Genomic DNA, 17,215 nt, shown 5'->3' with positions numbered 1-17,215 from the left:
TACAGAGAGGAGAAACACATTCCATGAAACTTGGCGTATTTTTGGTGCTGTTCGGCGGCCGGAAGCTTGAAGAAGCGCTTGATTATGTGGCGGAAAAAGGGGTAAAAGCGGTTGAGATCGGCACGGGAGGAAATCCGGGAAAAAGACACTGCGATCCACAGCTGCTGCTCGAGGATGAGCGTGCACTTAAGGAGTTCAAGCGTGCGGTGGAATCGAGAGGACTGGTCATCAGCGCGCTCAGCTGCCACGGTAACCCGCTGCATCCGCAACAAGAGCTGGCGCAAAAGGATCACGAGGATTTCCTGAATTCCGTTAAACTCGCGGAGAAGCTGGGTGTTCCGGTTGTCAATACATTCTCCGGCTGCCCGGGCGACCATGAGGGTGCGAAGTATCCGAACTGGCCGGTCGCGCCTTGGCCGAATGATTTTCAGGAAGTGCTGAAATGGCAGTGGGAGAATAAAATCATCCCTTATTGGACGGAGACTGGCGCCTTTGCGGCTGAACACGGCGTTAAAATCGGTCTTGAGCTGCACGGCGGGTTCTCGGTGCATACCCCGGCTACGCTGCTCCGCCTCAGAGCGGCTGCGGGCGAAGTGATCGGCGCCAATCTGGACCCGAGCCATATGTGGTGGCAGGGCATCGACCCCGTACAGGCCATCCATATTCTGGGCCGGGAAGGAGCGATCCACCACTTCCATGCCAAGGATACAGTCATCGATCCGATCAATGTGAACAAGTACGGCCTGACCGATATGCAGACCTATGACAACATGCTGGACCGCGCATGGCAGTTCCGCACCGTCGGCTTCGGCCATGATCTGAAGACCTGGGCCGACATTATCAGCGCGCTTCGTCTGGTCGGCTATGACTATGTGGTCAGCATCGAGCACGAGGATGGGCTGATGTCGATCAATGAAGGCTTCTCCAAAGCGGTCGATAATCTGAATCAGGTGCTGATTCAGGAGCAGCTTGGCGAAATGTGGTGGCTGTAAGGACGTTGTCCTGAACGCGCCCTTTCGTAAGCGAGGCGTTTGATCACACCGGTGCCGGATGGAATCGGCGCCGGTGTGTTTTTATATCACTAGACTTATTATTAGGAAGGCGGATACCTGTGCAAAATGAGAAATGGTGGAAAGAGACGGTAGTGTATCAAATTTATCCCCGCAGCTTTCAGGATACGAATGGAGACGGAATCGGGGATCTGCAAGGTATAATCTCTAGACTGGATTATTTGGCGGAGCTTGGCATCGGAGCGATCTGGCTTTCTCCGGTATGCAAATCGCCGCAGGATGACAATGGCTATGACATTTCCGACTATCAGGACATCGACCCGATGTTCGGTTCGCTTGACGATATGGAGACGCTGATTAACGAGGCGAAGAAGCGCAACATCCGCATCGTCATGGATTTGGTGCTGAACCATTCGTCCGATGAGCACCCTTGGTTTCTGGAAGCGAAGAAAAGCAAGGACAATCCGTATCATGACTATTACGTCTGGAGAGACGGCGTAGAAGGAACACCGCCCAATGATCTGCGAGGCTGCTTCGGCGGGTCCGCATGGGAGTGGGTGCCGGAGCTCGGGCAGTATTATTTCCATCAATTTGCCGTGAAGCAGCCGGATCTCAACTGGGATAATCCGAAGGTCCGGCAGGAGATTTATGACATGATCAACTGGTGGATGGATAAGGGAGTAGGCGGCTTCCGGCTGGATGTGATCGACCTGATCGCCAAAGAACCCGACCGGAAAATCACCGGCAACGGTCCGAACCTCCACAAGTACATTCAAGAACTCAGCAGAGAAACCTTTCAAAAAGGAGATTTGCTTACGGTAGGAGAAACCTGGGGCGCCACTCCGGAGATCGCCAAGCTGTACAGCAATCCGGATGGCAGCGAGTTCTCCATGGTGTTCCAGTTCGAGCATATTGGCCTGGACGAGCAGGAAGGCAAAGGGAAGTGGGATCTCTCCCCGCTGGATTTCCTGAAATTGAAACAGGTGCTGACCAAATGGCAGACCGAGCTCAAGGGCGAGGCCTGGAACAGCCTGTTCTGGAACAACCACGATCTGCCACGCATCGTCTCCCGCTGGGGGAATGACAAGGAATACCGCGTGGAGTCGGCCAAAATGCTTGCCACCCTTCTCCACGGGATGCAGGGGACCCCTTACATTTATCAGGGCGAAGAGCTGGGCATGACGAACGTGCAGTATCCGATCGAAGACTACCGGGACATCGAGCTGCTGAACCTGTACAAAGAGCGGCTTGAGGGCGGGTATGTTCATGAAGACATTATGGAATCCATCTACGCCAAAGGCCGGGACAATGCGCGTACGCCGATGCAGTGGGACGCGGGCGAAAATGCCGGATTTACAACAGGTGAGCCCTGGATTCGGGTTAATCCGAATTATACAGGGATCAATGCGGCGGATCAATTGGAGAATCCTGACTCCATATTCCATTATTACCGGAAGCTGATCGGGCTTCGAAAGGAATATAACGTAATCGTTTACGGAGACTTCAAGCTGCTGTTCCCGGATGACAAGGATCTGTTCGCTTATACACGCACGCTGGACGATACCACGGTTCTCGTGCTGTGCAATTTCTACGGAAACACCGTTTCCTACGACTTGCCCGAAGAACTGAAGGGAGATAAAGAGCTGCTGATCTCCAACTACAGCGATGAACCTGTTAACGGCTCGCTGCGCCCCTATGAAGCAAGAATGTATCTGCTGAAATAGACTTAAGCGGAAATACCTCCCTGAATCGTATAGGTTCAGTGGAGGTATTTTTTTGGATGCGGCGAATTCTATAAATTGTAAATCAAAAGGGAATGGCGGTGGAGCATGGAAGTCGGCACGAAATCGAAATTGACGGAAGAAGAGCAAGGAAGGCTTGCCCAAGCGGCCTTTGGCGATGGAACGGTAATCTTGAGTACGAGGGAGCTGACTGGCGGATTTTTCAATACTGCATATGAGCTTGCTCTTGCTGACGGGAGAGAGGCGATCCTGAAGATCGCTCCATCAGACACGGCTGAAATGCTCAGTTATGAGCGGAACATTATGCGCGCCGAAGTGGAAGCGCTTCGATTGGTAAAAGCGGCCGGTATCGCGCCGGTTCCCGAAGTGTACGCCTATGACGACAGCCGCACCGTGACTCCGTATGAGTATTTCTTCATGGAGAAAGTCAAAGGCCGGCCATATAACGAAGTCCGTGAAGAGATGACAGCGGGTGAGAGAGCGGAAATTGAACGGGAGCTGGGCCGTTATAACCGGCGGATCAATGAAGTGCGGGGCGAACGGTTCGGTTTGTTTAACCAAGCGCCCGCGAAAGCGAAGGGAACATGGCGGGAAACCTTCGCCGGATTGATCGGCGATGTGCTGGACGATGCGGTGCGGCTGGGCGCCTCGCTGCCGATTGACCGCATAGAGGTGGAGCAGGGGATTGATACCTTGCTGCCCGCGCTTGATGAAATGACAGAGCCGAGGCTGGTGCATTGGGATTTGTGGGACGGCAATATTTTTGTGGCCGATGGCCAAATTACGTCGCTAATCGATTGGGAACGGGCGCTGTGGGGCGATCCGTTGATGGAGCATTATTTTCGTTCATTTATAGATTCGGAAGGCTTCCGTGAGGGGTATGACACAAGTATATTCGTCACTCCCGGCGTACAGGCGCGCAAAGAGCTGTATGATCTCTATTTCAATTTGATTGCCGTTATCGAGTATTACTCACGCAAATACGATAACAGCGGTTATCTGGATTGGGCGACTGGCCAATTGCTCGAAGGCTGGCAAAGGGTTGGTAAAATTCGCGATTAACACCAGAGGGGATTTCTATATTATAATCGGCTAATTGGATAAGCGCCAAACCTTGCTTAAGGCTTGGCGCTTATCCGGTTTGTTATGTAACTGCCCGCTCCGAGTGATATAAGCAGTACAGCATAATGGCCTGCTGGACGTACAGAAGGCATTTTTTAAATTCATATCCGACAAAATAATCCGAGCTGATGGCATCCGCTGCAACCTCTTCCCCTCGGAAAAATGGCGGACACGGATTGAGCAGCGAACCGGGCCTCGCCATCTGCATCCGCTGCAAATCCAGCTGGTATTTCCTTATGTATTCGGCCGTTCGGTATTCTTCCGGCAAAGAATCGGTCAGAAGGATGTCGCTGTCCGGCAGAATCTCCTCCAAATCAGTATGAAACCTGTAGTTGGCGGTCTCCGGTCCGAGCGCATTCCCTGCGGCGCAGACATGGTGGAAGTTCAGGTTCATCATCTTCGCCATGCTCATCCATGTTCGGCTGATATTGCCCGCCGGGCCAACAAAGGTATAGACCAAATCCTTGTAATCCGGCCTTCGTCTGCTGATGGCATATAGGTCGGACATGATTTCGCACGGATGATTCTCCGAAGTCATTGCATTGATAACAGGAATCGAAGCACCCCGCGACAGTTCCCTGAGTTTATGAAGGTCCGGATGCCGGACTACGGCTGCATCGGCCCAGTTCGCTATATAGCTTATGACATCGGCAAGCTGTTCTCTCTTATTCAGAGCTTCAGGGGATATGTAAATATACTTTCCCCGCAGATCGCGGATGCCTTTTTCAAAGCTTACTCTCGTGCGAAGACTCGATTCGGGAAAAAATAAAATAAATGTTTTTCCTAGAAGCAGGGGCTGTTCCCGGTTCTGACAAAGACGGTCGGTCAGGTTAAAAATTTCTTGGATCTGTTCTGGCTTCCACTCCTCAATATCCAGAAAATGCATAGTCATCACGTCCTTATATTAGTTTCGAGTTATACCGGGGGCACAGGCGCCATCTCTTTCCGACTTTTCCGGTATTCATTCGGACTGCATCCGGCCTCTTGCTTGAACAGCTTGGAAAAATGCGAATAATTGGCGTACCCGACCTTGCTGGCGATCGCATAGACCGACAGTTGAGTCGTTTCAAGCAGATGTTTGGCCGCCGTAATCCGGGCTTGAATGATATAGTTTCCGAGCGAGATGCCCGTTTCTTTTTTGAACAGTCTTGCCAGATAATCCGGATTGAGATAGACGGTCTCCGCCAGACTCATTCTGGACAAATCATCGCCGCAGTGGGTATGGATGTAATGCTTGATTTCATGGACGACCGATTTGGGCTGCTCGGTAAAATGACGGTATTCCGCGGCGGTGCTTACCAGATAGCCGATATATTTTTGCATATCTTCTATGGAATTCAGCGACTGCACAAACAATTGATCTCCGGTTCTTCCCGTATACAATTTATGCGCCTCAATTTCTTTGCTCTTCAAATGGGCATAGACAAGCTGGGCAATATCGAGCCGGAGCAGGCTCAGGACTGACATGTTCAGGACTTGGCCTTGATTAAGCTTGTGCAGATAATCTCCCGTTTCTTTCAAAAAAGCGTCATAGGCGTTCTCATTCAGCAATTGCTCAAGCAAACTGAGGTCGGGCGGTGTATATACGGCCTCCGGGCGGTGATACTGTTCCAGCCAAAAGATCCGGTTGCGGTGCTTGATCATCTCGTCGTTCAACTTCAGAAGGTCTTTGATCGCTTTACGGATGTGTTCAAGCGTGCGGGATTCTGCAATATTGCAGCTGGCGTCGCATTTGAGATACTTGCCTGCCTGCCCGATGAAGGAGGCGCAAATGCTTTCAATGATCCGGGGATCGGGGGCATGATTCCATTTCAGGATCACCATCCAGTTATATTCCTTGAATTCCGTAATCGCCTCGACCGAGAAGCCGGAGTCCTGGAACAGCTCATACATTACATTTAGCAGCGCGTAATCGAACAGACTTTTATCGTTGTCGCCCAAGCTTTTATCATAGGGGAACAGATTGATCAGAACGGGAAGAATGCGGTCTTCCGCCTGGTAAGGGAGATTCTGCTGCTCCACGAAAGCGGCGAACGAAGAAGGGCTTGACGGAAAATCTTTCCCCAGGATCAGTCTGCGCCAGAAATCCTCCAGCAGGGTCTTCCGGTTCTTCTGCCACAAATGCCCTTCGTGTATAGCCCTTTCATTGCTTTGCTGCTCTTTCGCCTTGGCAACGGCTTTCTGAATGATGAGCGTCAATTTGTCGAACTCGATCGGCTTCAGGAAATAATCGAAGCTTTGCAGCTCAATCGCTTTTTGGGCATAGTTGAAATCGGCGTAATTGGTCAGGATGATGGCCTGCACGCTGTAATGCTCCTCCCGAATCCAGGCCAGCAGCTCAAGCCCGCTTCCCTGAGGCATTTCGATATCGCAGATGACGATTTGCACCGGGTGCTGCAGCAGAATCTCGCGCGCTTGCGCCACATTGTAAGCAGTATAAATATTTTCGATGGATAATGCTTTCCAGTCTATTTTTTTCTCGAGAGCCGTTATAACAAAATAATCATCGTCCACCAGCAAAATGTTCACGGATCACACCTCTTTTGGCTGTTCATGAATCGGTGTTAATGAAAGGGAGGGATATCGTAACGCAAGCACCGCCGTCCGCACCGTTGGCAAATTCGACATTCGCCTTCTGGCGGTAAAGAAGGTTCAGCCGCTGCAGGACATTCATGATGCCGATCCGGCTGCCGCCGGTTTGCACGAACGGCTCGCCATTCGCTAATTTCTCCAGAATGTCCGGCGGAAATCCCGGGCCGGTATCGGCGATCCGAATGACCGTCATTTCTTCATCAGCCGCCTGTATCTGCTTGATTACCGTCAGCGTAATCTGCAGTTCGCGGTCTCTCGAAACGGCGTATTTGACGGAGTTTTCGATAAAGGTCTGCAGCATTAGCGGCGGGACCATGGTGCCGATCGTATCTTCCGACTGCTCGATGCGGTAGGTGAAGGCGCCCTGATAGCGCGATTTTTGAATATCCAGATACGTGCGGACATGTTCGATTTCATCCTCCAGACGGACAAAGTTCTCGCCGCTTTGAAAAATATACCGGAAATACTTGGAGGTCGACATCGCCATGTTCTCGATTTCCTCGTACATTTGAATTTGGGCCATGCTGTAAATGCTCGTCAGGCAGTTCAGGAAAAAATGGGGCTTGATCTGCAGCTTCATGTAGTCCAGCCGTATTCGCTGTTTTTCCAGCTCCTGCTCGTACATGGCGATTTTATAGGTTTTGATTTGCTCAACCAGGTCTTTGAACTGCGCGTTCGCCCGTTCCAGCTCGATGATTCTGCCGGTTTTAATATCCGCAGGCGCTTCGCCTTCGTTAATCCGCGCAAGATTTCGCGAGAAGCTTCGGATCGGTCCGAGAACCCTTTTCCTAAATAACAGCATGACGGCGCTCAGCACAAACACGACAATGAAGAACATCAGCATAATCAGCAGCTGGGCAATGACGATCTTCTCAAACGCCCCGAATTTGATGACCATCTTGACGCTGAACGTCGAGTTGGAGAATTCGTTAGTGACGACCCTTCCGGACCGAAGGAAATTCAGCACAGAGGATGCCTGGCTTTCTGCATGCGCAGTCAGGCTCTCGGATATTGGAGTGGACAAGGTTCTTCCCTGTATATCCACAAGCGACGCATAGCCGTTCTTTCCAAGATTGATCTGACGAAGAGGCCGGATCAGGTCATCTGCGGAAATGAGGGCGATCAGATAACGGTTGTAGTAAGGCACAATGTTGATAATATAATACTTGCCTCCGGCAAGAACAGGCGTCCATTTGGAATAAAATTTCTCGAACAGGTTCTTGTCCTCTATGTAGGAAACCATCTGATCTTTCAGTTTGCGGTAATCCGTATAGGAAATGCTCATTGGCGCGCAGTTCAGAAAAAAGGACTGATTCTTCAAATAGAAAAAGAAGTTATATTCCAGGCCGTAATTTTTTTGCAGCTCGGTAAACCGTTTGTACAGATTTTCGTTGGCTTTAATGAACGGAGTGCTGTTCAGGCCGTAGGCATTCATCATGTTCAGGCTTTCGTCGTTCGCCAGCGTCCAGCCCATGTAGTGATTGATATAAGCAAAATCATGATTGATCCGATTGATATAGAGGTCGGCCGTGTCCTGCAAATACCGTGTTGACTGCTGCTTTACGATGAAAATGGAAGCAAAGCTGATGATAAAGTCCAGCACAAGCACCGAGAAAGAAATGATAATCATAATTTTTACATAATGCTTGATGGGATAAGGCTTGTTTCCAGTTTTTTTTCCCATAGGCCTTAAGAGCCGCATCCTTTCTGCGAGTTTCCTTTATTGAATGCGTTTTATTTTATGGGTGGCAGATCTATTATAAAACCTTTATGAAAAAAAACATATGATACAGGCACCGTTTTGTCTCAAAGTCCGGAAAGCGCATACAAAAGTCGGAATACCGTCAACTTTTCCTGCTAAGAAGGGGAGGCTGGTCTTCCAAACTTCACGTTAACGGTCTTCAAAGGTCCGAATACCCGTCTCATGAAGTCCAGTATATGGGAAATGAGAAAGGTATACTAAAGGTGTTCAAAGGTTCAGACAGATTCATGAAGAAAAGGAGGGGATGTCATGCGAGCCGGTCAATTTGCTCCGGGGCGGACAATCGGACAGATCAGACGGAACTGGGGACTCTATCTGCTGCTGCTTCCCGCTGTCGTGCTCACGCTATTATTCGCCTACAAACCGATGTACGGGGTGATTATTGCCTTCAAGGATTACAGCCCGGCTTCGGGAATTACCGGCAGCCCTTGGGCCGGGTTCAAGTATTTTGAAAAGTTCTTTCATTCCTATCAATTTACGACGACGATCAAGAATACGCTTGTCATCAGCATTTACAGTCTGGTTACCTTTCCGATTCCGATCCTGCTGGCGCTGATGGTCAATCAGATGAGGCCCAACCGGTTCAGACGCTTTTTTCAGACGGTATCGTATATGCCGCATTTTATCTCTACGGTCGTTATGGTGGGGCTGATGATGATTTTATTTTCCCCCAGCACCGGTCTGCTCGGCAGTCTGTATCAACTGTTCGGGGCAGAAGCTCCCGATTTGATGGGCTCCGCCGGTTTATTCAGCAGCGTGTATGTCTGGTCGGATGTGTGGCAGCATGTCGGGTGGGACAGCATTATTTATATCGCCGCGCTTTCGGCGGTCGACCCGAGCCTGTATGAGGCGGCAACCGTGGACGGAGCAAGCCGCTTTCACAAAATCCGCTATATCGATATTCCTATGCTCATGCCGACGGCGATAACGCTGCTTATTCTGCGGGTCGGCGGGCTGCTCGGGGTCGGTTTTGAAAAGGTGTACCTGATGCAGAATGACCTGAATATTACCTCAAGCGAAATTCTTTCCACCTATGTGTACAAAATCGGGCTGCTCAGCAGCCAGTACAGCTTTTCCTCGGCCATCAACTTGTTCAATACCGTCATTAACTTCATTCTATTGATTATGGTCAATCAGATATCCAAAAAATTCAGCGAAAACAGCTTGTGGTAGAGGGGAGGAGTCCAGGATGGGGGTAGTGGAAGCCGCGGTCAACAAGAATATGCGAAAAGTAAAAAACAGCCGTTCATCCGACACGGTGATGGAAATTGCGATGTATGTGTTTGCAGTAATTTTTCTGGTGATTCTGATGTACCCGCTCTTTTTTATCATTATTGCGTCGTTCAGCGATCCGTCTGCGGTGGCGAATGGACAGGTTTGGCTGTTTCCGAAAGGGTTTACACTGGATGGCTACCGGGAACTGCTGCGTCATGAGAACATCTGGATCGGGTATCGAAACACCATCCTGTATACGGTCGTGGGAACCGCCATCGGGCTGATTGTCAATATTTCGGCGGCCTATGCGCTGTCAAGAAAGGACCTTGTAGGGCGAAAGTTTCTTTCCTTGTTTTTCATCTTCACGATGTTTTTCAACGGCGGGCTGATCCCCACCTTCCTGACAGTCAGGGATTTTCATCTGTACGATACGTTCCTGGTCATGGTCCTGCCCTTCTCGGTTATCGTCTACGATATTATCGTTGCCCGGACGTTCTTTCAGTCGAGTATTCCCGGAGATTTGTGGGAGGCGGCGCAGATCGACGGCTGCGGGAACCTCCGATATTTTGTTCAGGTAGTCCTGCCGTTGTCGAAAGCGATTATTGCAGTTCTAGGCTTGTGGATTGCGGTCGGCTACTGGAATTCGTATTTTAACGCCTTGATTTATTTGAAAAATCCCGATTTGTATCCCCTGCAGCTCATCCTGCGCAATATTCTGATCACCAATCAGATGCAGTCCAGCATGGGAACCGGAGAAGCCGCGCAGATCGCGCTGCGCCTGGCCAATTTGATGCGTTATTCCGTTATTATCGTTGCGACCGTCCCGATCCTGTGTATGTATCCGTTTGTGCAAAAATACTTCAACCAAGGGGTGATGATCGGAGCCGTGAAGGAGTAGCAGCATTGATCCTAAATTGAATCAGGGGGAATCACGAATGGGCAAAAGCACAAAGAAGAGATGGGTGAAAATGATCACCGCAATGGTTCTTATTCCTGTCCTGCTTACAGGCATGGCTGGCTGCAGCGGCAGCAAGGGAGAGAACTCCGGCTCAGTGGCTAGCGGCGATTTTAACCAAGAAGGCCTTCCGATTGTCAAGAAGCCGGTGACCTTGAAAGTACTGACCGTCCGTTGGGGAAGCATGGGGGACACCTTCACGCAGAATCAATGGCTTAAAGACCTTGAAAAGAATACAAACGTCAAAATCGAATGGCAGGTGATGTCCTCCAACGACTGGGCCGAACAGAAGTCCATTATGCTGGCGAGCGGCACGCTTCCGGAAGTTATTCTGGGCGACCAATCCTTCTCCGATTCCGACATCGTAAATAATTTAAGCTATTTCCGCCCGCTGGATGATTATATCGACAAGTATATGCCCAATCTGAAAGCAGCCATGCAGGAAACACCCGAGATGAAACAGATCAGCACCTTTCCTGACGGAAAGATCTACTCTTTGCCGGCCAGACTCCCATCGCGTCCAATCACCGCCCAACAGCCTGTTATCAACAAGGCCTGGCTGGATAAATTGGGGCTAAAGGCCCCGGACACCATTGACGATTTGTACAACGTATTAAAAGCGTTTAAAGAGCAAGACCCGAACGGGAACGGTAAAAAAGACGAGATTCCTTACAGCGAGGTTGGATTGTCGATGGATTTTCTGAACCCCTTTGGCATTACCGACCTGAATGCCACAAGCATGATGATTAAAGACGGCAAACCGGTATATTTCCCGACCAGCGAGGAATACAAAGCCGGACTGGAGTGGGTACACAAGCTCTATTCCGAAGGCTTGCTCGATAAAGAGCTGTTCACACAGGACGGCACGATGGCATCCGCGAAGCATCAAAATCCGGACGCTCCGATCGTAGGCTTTTCCAACCAATGGACACCCGATGCGGTATTCGGCAAATGGAGCGATCAATATGAAACCATTCCTCCAATCGCCGGACTTGATGGTAAGCGGTATTCGACTGGAGATCCGAGCGGACTCAGCTATAGACGGAATGAACTGCTCATTACGAAATTTTGCAAAAATCCGGAGGTTGCCGCCCGCTGGGCCGACCAGTTCTATACGAATGAAGCCAGTATCCAGAATTTCTGGGGGGCGATCGGAACGGTCATCAAGAAGAACGACGACGGCACGTATTCACTGATGGACCCGCCGGCCGGCACCAGCGCGGACGCCTGGTACTGGGAACAGTCGCTCCGGGATTTCGGTCCGAAATATGCCAGCCCTACTTTTGAGCAGAATATCAAGCTTAGTCCGAAGACCGGCGACGGCCTGAAGCTGCAGCTCGACAAGCTGGGGAACGAATATGTGGCAACGCCTTTTCCTAACGTTATGTATACCTCGGAAGAATTTCAGGAGCTGCCGACGCTGACGACGGACATTGACACCTATGTGAATACGATGCGCGCTCAATTTATTACCAAAGGCGGAATCAACGAAGGCTGGGACAACTATATTAAGAAGCTGAACGACATGGGACTGGAGAAGCTGCTGAAGATTCGCACGGATGCTTACAATCGCTATACCAGCGTAAAATAACCTTACTGCTCATTATGGATGCCGTCCCGCATACAAGCTGCGGGGCGGCATTTTTTGGGATGTATGTAATAATACTTAACAAATTTTGCTACAATGCACTCGTTTTCTTTGAGATAAATTAAAATTTAAATTAAATGGTGTTATTTATATTGACATCTTTTCATTCCCGATAGTATGATAATCGCAAATAACAGCTGCAAAGCAGATGAAAGATTCAGAAAGACAGTTTTCATTTCCAGGAAAAGGTTTACCCGTCAATAGTGAACGGTACTGCCCACTGCAATGAACAAGCAATCCAGATGAGTCTCTCTTTTTTTGAGGTATAGGAAAAGGTTTTCCTGATTAAGCTCAAGGGGGTGAAAGCATGTCTTATACGATCAAAGATGTCGCCAGACTAGCCGATGTGTCCATTGCCACGGTGTCGCGGGTGCTGAACCGGAGCAAGCCGGTAAGTCCCGAAGTAAGGGAGAAGGTCATGAAAGTGGTGGACGAGCTGGGCTACAACCCGAATCCCGTGGCCCGGACGCTGATCATGAAGGAAAGTACACTGATTGGCGTACTGATCCCGGACGTTGCCAATACATTCATTTCGATGTTTGTCCGCGGCATTGAAAAGGAACTCATTCAGCACGGCTACACGACTCTGCTCTGCAATACGAACGGGGATACGGATGTTGAACTTCATTATTTAAATCTGCTTCGTGATAAGTATGTGGATGGCGTTATTCTGCTGACCTCGGCGCCGAAGCCGGAGCAAATCGAGTTCTTCAATAAAAATGATGTACCCGTCATCTTCTCCAGCCATACGGACAAGGACGGCAGGTTCTCCAGCATCAACATCGATGATTATCAGGCTACCTATGACGCTGCCAAGTATCTGATCGAGCTGGGTCACCGCAGCATCGCTTTTTTCTGCGGCCCGATGGATTATTACCAGACGGTACGGCGATACGACGGCTACAAGCAGGCTTTGGCGGATCACGGCATTACCGCACGCCCGGAATGGGTGTTTGACAAGGACTACAACCTTGACTCGGGTTACAAGAGCGGGATGGAGCTGTTCGCGAGAGTGCAGGAAGACCACCCGACGGCTGTATGCTGTGTCAGCGATATGATCGCCATCGGAGCGATCCGGGCGGCGGAGGACAACGGCCTGCGGGTTCCCGAGGATGTATCGGTTATGGGCTTTGATGATATTCCGATCGCCGGAGCGTACCGTCCGAAAATTACAACCGTACGCCAGCCGGTGTACGAGCTGGGTTCCGGGTCCGCGCAAATGCTTCTTAAGCAAATCCGGGAGAAAGGAACCGGAAGCTGCGAATCCAGAGTGCTTCCCCACGGAATTATTGAAAGAGAAAGCTGCCGGGCGCTGACTGACTAATGTCATGCTTATACATTTTACCAAAGCGATAAGGAGAGATTGGAAATGACTAAGAAATTGGGACTTCTTGCACTTTGTATGATGCTGATGCTCGTGCTCGTAGCTTGCGGCGGCAAGCCGGGCGCCGGGAATGCGGAGACGGAAGGCGCCGCGGCGAATTCCGGCGGGGAAGCGACCGCGGAGGCGACGGAGGAATTAACGCCGGAGCCTGGAGCGCAGCTGACCTTCTGGACGATCAAGGACGCCTTTACCGATTATGCGGCGGCCGAGTTTGAGAAGAAATACGGCATCAAGGTAACAGTGGAAGATGTTGCTTACTGGGACAGCGTGGCCCGTTTGACGACGGACGGCCCGGCCGGTACCGGAGCGGACGTGCTGGGCATTAACAACGACGGACTGGGGGGCGCCGTCAAAGCGGGCGTCGTCCTGCCGAACGACTATTTTGAAGAAGATACGAAGAGCATCAACCGGAAAATGGCTGTCGACGCATCGACCATTGACGGCATTCTGTATGGGTATCCGCGAAATGTGTACACGTACTCGCTGTATGTCAACAAAGATCTGGTCAAAGATACCAAGCTCGACACCTGGGATGATATCATCGCGTTCTCCAAGAAATTCAATGACGTTAAGAACAATAAATACGGGTTTATGTTCGAAGGAAGCAATGCCTTCTACGATGTGGCGTTCATGACCGGCTACGGCGGCTATGTATTCGGCAGCGGGGAGACCGATCCCCACGATATCGGCGTTAACAACGAAGGCTCGGTCCAAGGGATGAAGTTCTTCCAAACGCTTCGGGAGATTATGCCGCTCAAATTGTCCGACGCTACCCGTGACGTGAAGACGGGACTGTGGGAAAGCGGCAAGCTGGCCATCAATATGGACGGAAGCTGGAACATCGGCAATTTCGGCAAGCTGCCATTTAAAGTGGAAGTCATTCCGCTGCCGGCGATGCCTGGCGGTAAAGAGCCGATCGTGCTGGCGGGCAACACTTCCTACTATGTAAGCTCGTATTCGAAATATCCGAACGCGGCGAAGATCTTCGCTAACTTCATCACCTCCAAAGAGATGCAGATCAAAGACAACCAGATGACCGGTGTTATTCCGGCGGCGGAAGGCATCGACAATGATCCGAGCATCCGCAAGGACGCCATTATGCAGGGCTTCTTCAAACAGATGAAGAACAGCCAGATGATGTCCAACCTGACGGAAATGGAATATTTCTGGAACTATATGGGCCCGGCATTTGATGATATCTGGAACGGCGCCGACGTCAAGGCAACACTGGATAAAGCGGCGGAAGGCATGAAGTCGAGCATTGAGGCGAAGTAAACAGACTATATAAGATGAACTTGAAAAATGTAATCAGTGTAAGGAGTAACGAAGAGGAAGTTTGGAACTGTAGGAGCGATAGCGATCGCCTTTGTCTCCGGATTTCAACCGCGAAGATTGGTTTAAATTAAGAAATCTGGAGACAACAGCGGCCGGAAGTCCAAATGTTCCTCGTAGTTGCGACTGGTATCTGATGGGAAAATCTTAAGTTCAGCTTATACATTATGAAAAATAGAGGAGATCATCCGGTCCTTCCCGGGTGATCCTTCCTTATGATGGGAGCTGAAAGGAGATGCAGCAGCTGGCAGTTGAGCGTGAGTATCCAGAACATTCCAAAAAGTTCAGAAAAAAGGCGGCCCTGCTATCGGCTCTCGCCATGGGTCTGGGCCAGATTTATAACAAGCAGTATGCCAAAGGAATCCTTATGCTCGCCTTTTATGCATATGGGATATTTACAGCCATTACGAGTTTGCCCCACGCACTTTGGGCGCTCGCGACGCTTGGCGAAACGGAAACCCATCTGAAAAAAGTCGGAAGGCTGTACAAGCAGGTGATGGGCGACCATTCGATTTTCCTGATGATCGAGGGTTTGATCACGGTATTCATCATGCTGGTGCTGATTTGGATGTACATCGCGGGCATTAAGGATGCCTACCGGACCGGAAGGCTGCGGGAAGAAGGTATTCAGCCCAATACATTCAAGCAGACACTCAGCTTCGTGGCGGCTTACCGCTTCCCGCATATCGTGCTGGCGATTCCGCTGCTGGGCGTCGTGTTCTTTACGGTGATGCCGATTATTTTCATGATCCTGGTCGCTTTTACCGACTTTACCCGTGATACGATGCCTCCTGCGCATCTGATTAACTGGGAAGGACTTCAGGCGTTCAAGGAGCTTTTGCGCAACAACTCCTGGAGCCACACCTTTTACAGCGTCACGATCTGGACGTTTGTCTGGGCGTTTTTTGCGACCGTCACCGGCTATTTCGGCGGATTCGCAGCGGCCCTGCTCGTTCAGCAGAAGGGAATTCGGTTCAGAGCGTTCTGGCGGACGGCTTTCATTTTGCCTTTTGCCATCCCGATGTTCGTGTCCACTCTGATTCTGCGCAACATTTTTAACGGCCAATTCGGTCCCGTGAATCAGTATCTGGGAATGCTCGGTATTTCCAAGGCGCCGTGGCTGTCCGACCCTCTGTGGGCGAAAATCACGCTCATTCTGGCCAACTTCTGGCTGACCTTCCCGGTCTCCATGCTGATGATTATCGGCATACTGTCGACGATACCGAAAGATATGTATGAAGCGGCTGATATCGACGGGGCGAGCGGCTTCCAGAAGACGCGGCTGATTACATTCCCGATGGTCATGTTCTCGATGGCGCCGCTGATTATCATGCAGTTTGTCGGCAACATCAACAACTTCAACATTGTATATCTGCTGACGAACGGCAAGCCGCTTAACGGCGATTTCCAGTTTGCCGGACATACCGATATCCTGATCACCTGGCTGTTCAAGCTGTCCATGGAGCAGGGCAAATACAACTACGCTTCGGTAATCGGAATTTTCATCTTCATCGTGCTCTCCGCATTCGCCATCTGGAATGTCCGCCGCACGAAAGCGTTCAAGGAGGAGGAGGCATCATGATCACCGGCAAAAAAGCGAAAACGGCCTTCCGTCTGTCTTTCAGTTATATCGCGCTCGTTATTCTGACGATTTTCTGCGCTTATCCGGCCCTTTGGGTGCTGATGTCTTCTTTCCGTACGGGGGACGCGCTGTTCAGCGATAAGATTATTCCGACTTCGTACACGATCAGCCATTATATCATGCTGTTCGATAAGCATCCCTTTGGCGTCTGGTACGGGAACACGCTGAAGATATCCATCGCCAGCATGATTCTCGGAACGATTCTAACGCTGCTGACAGGATATGCTTTCTCGGTATTCCGGTTTACCGGGCGTAAAAATTTGATGAGCATTCTGCTGGTACTCGGACTCTTTCCCGGCTTTATGAGCATGATTGCGATTTATATTTTGCTCAATCAGATGAATCTGCTCAACACGCACACCGCCGTCGTCATCGTGTATGCCGCAGGAGCGCCGCTATACTTTCTGTTCGCCAAAAGCTACTTTGACACCATTCCGAAGAGTCTTGTCGAAGCCGCACGGATTGACGGAGCCGGACATATGCCGATTTTCTTCCGCATCGTGCTTCCGCTGTCAACGCCGCTCATCGTGTTTACATCGCTGATGACGTTCACCGGCGCGTTCACCGACTTTATTTTTGCGAAGCTAGTGCTGCGCTCGCCCGAGAAGAAGACCCTTGCCGTCGGCCTGTTCGACATGATCGGCGACCGCTTTTCTACCGAATTTACGACGTTTGCCGCAGGCTGCGTACTGGCCGCCGTTCCGGTGACCATCCTGTTTATCTTGATGCAGCGCTTCCTTGTGGAGGGATTGACGGCAGGAGCCGACAAGGGTTAATCAACTTTTTATAGATATATGCCAAACGAACGTTC

Annotated in this window: 13 protein-coding genes; 10 read left to right on the top strand and 3 right to left on the bottom strand. The window is 50.6% G+C overall.

Annotation, left to right across the window (positions count from 1 at the left end):
- The first annotated feature begins 23 nt into the window (after positions 1-23).
- The 3 genes from G5B47_RS12530 to G5B47_RS12520 all read left to right on the top strand — a co-directional run bounded on the left by G5B47_RS12530 (position 24) and on the right by G5B47_RS12520 (position 3,814).
- On the top strand, positions 24-992 hold the full coding sequence (locus G5B47_RS12530) for a sugar phosphate isomerase/epimerase family protein (RefSeq protein WP_165098465.1): 969 nt from the start codon (positions 24-26) through the stop codon (positions 990-992).
- Between the two features lie 119 nt (positions 993-1,111).
- Positions 1,112-2,734: a glycoside hydrolase family 13 protein gene (locus tag G5B47_RS12525; RefSeq protein WP_165098463.1), complete on the top strand. Its 1,623-nt coding sequence runs from the start codon at positions 1,112-1,114 to the stop codon at positions 2,732-2,734.
- A gap of 105 nt (positions 2,735-2,839) precedes the next feature.
- Positions 2,840-3,814 (top strand): phosphotransferase family protein, encoded by a 975-nt coding sequence (locus G5B47_RS12520; protein ID WP_165098461.1) that lies wholly within the window; start codon positions 2,840-2,842, stop codon positions 3,812-3,814.
- An 82-nt stretch (positions 3,815-3,896) separates the two neighbouring features.
- Here G5B47_RS12520 and G5B47_RS12515 read toward each other — a convergent pair whose 3' ends face one another.
- From G5B47_RS12515 to G5B47_RS12505, 3 genes are read right to left on the bottom strand one after another with little or no spacing between them, the layout of a single operon-like run.
- Positions 3,897-4,760 (bottom strand): ornithine carbamoyltransferase, encoded by an 864-nt coding sequence (locus tag G5B47_RS12515; protein ID WP_165098459.1) that lies wholly within the window; start codon positions 4,758-4,760, stop codon positions 3,897-3,899.
- 29 nt (positions 4,761-4,789) lie between these two features.
- Positions 4,790-6,403, bottom strand: a complete 1,614-nt coding sequence (locus G5B47_RS12510; RefSeq protein WP_165098457.1) for a helix-turn-helix domain-containing protein — start codon at positions 6,401-6,403, stop codon at positions 4,790-4,792.
- Between the two features lie 22 nt (positions 6,404-6,425).
- Entirely contained in the window at positions 6,426-8,150 is a 1,725-nt protein-coding gene (locus G5B47_RS12505; RefSeq protein ID WP_235949724.1) for a sensor histidine kinase, read from the bottom strand.
- Between the two features lie 327 nt (positions 8,151-8,477).
- Here G5B47_RS12505 and G5B47_RS12500 point away from each other — a divergent pair, with 327 nt between their 5' ends.
- The 7 genes from G5B47_RS12500 to G5B47_RS12470 all read left to right on the top strand — a co-directional run bounded on the left by G5B47_RS12500 (position 8,478) and on the right by G5B47_RS12470 (position 17,180).
- The gene (locus G5B47_RS12500; RefSeq protein ID WP_165098456.1) at positions 8,478-9,401 is read left to right on the top strand and encodes an ABC transporter permease; all 924 of its coding nucleotides are present in this window, start codon (positions 8,478-8,480) and stop codon (positions 9,399-9,401) included.
- Between the two features lie 16 nt (positions 9,402-9,417).
- Positions 9,418-10,341, top strand: a complete 924-nt coding sequence (locus tag G5B47_RS12495) for a carbohydrate ABC transporter permease (protein ID WP_206107346.1) — start codon at positions 9,418-9,420, stop codon at positions 10,339-10,341.
- 37 nt (positions 10,342-10,378) lie between these two features.
- Positions 10,379-11,989 (top strand): extracellular solute-binding protein, encoded by a 1,611-nt coding sequence (locus tag G5B47_RS12490; protein WP_165098454.1) that lies wholly within the window; start codon positions 10,379-10,381, stop codon positions 11,987-11,989.
- A gap of 364 nt (positions 11,990-12,353) precedes the next feature.
- Positions 12,354-13,370 (top strand): LacI family DNA-binding transcriptional regulator, encoded by a 1,017-nt coding sequence (locus G5B47_RS12485; RefSeq protein WP_165098453.1) that lies wholly within the window; start codon positions 12,354-12,356, stop codon positions 13,368-13,370.
- Between the two features lie 45 nt (positions 13,371-13,415).
- On the top strand, positions 13,416-14,705 hold the full coding sequence (locus G5B47_RS12480) for a sugar ABC transporter substrate-binding protein (protein WP_165098451.1): 1,290 nt from the start codon (positions 13,416-13,418) through the stop codon (positions 14,703-14,705).
- Between the two features lie 292 nt (positions 14,706-14,997).
- The gene (locus G5B47_RS12475; RefSeq protein ID WP_165098449.1) at positions 14,998-16,344 is read left to right on the top strand and encodes a sugar ABC transporter permease; all 1,347 of its coding nucleotides are present in this window, start codon (positions 14,998-15,000) and stop codon (positions 16,342-16,344) included.
- Entirely contained in the window at positions 16,341-17,180 is an 840-nt protein-coding gene (locus G5B47_RS12470) for a sugar ABC transporter permease (protein ID WP_165098447.1), read from the top strand. The genes G5B47_RS12475 and G5B47_RS12470 overlap by 4 nt, the downstream gene beginning before the upstream one ends.
- The last annotated feature ends 35 nt before the right edge of the window (positions 17,181-17,215 follow it).

Origin of the sequence: Paenibacillus apii (genome assembly GCF_011043685.1) — a bacterium.
Lineage (GTDB): Bacteria > Bacillota > Bacilli > Paenibacillales > Paenibacillaceae > Paenibacillus_AQ > Paenibacillus_AQ sabinae.
The sequence above is the reverse complement of the archived record's forward strand: the minus strand, read 5'-3'. Positions and strand labels throughout refer to the sequence as shown.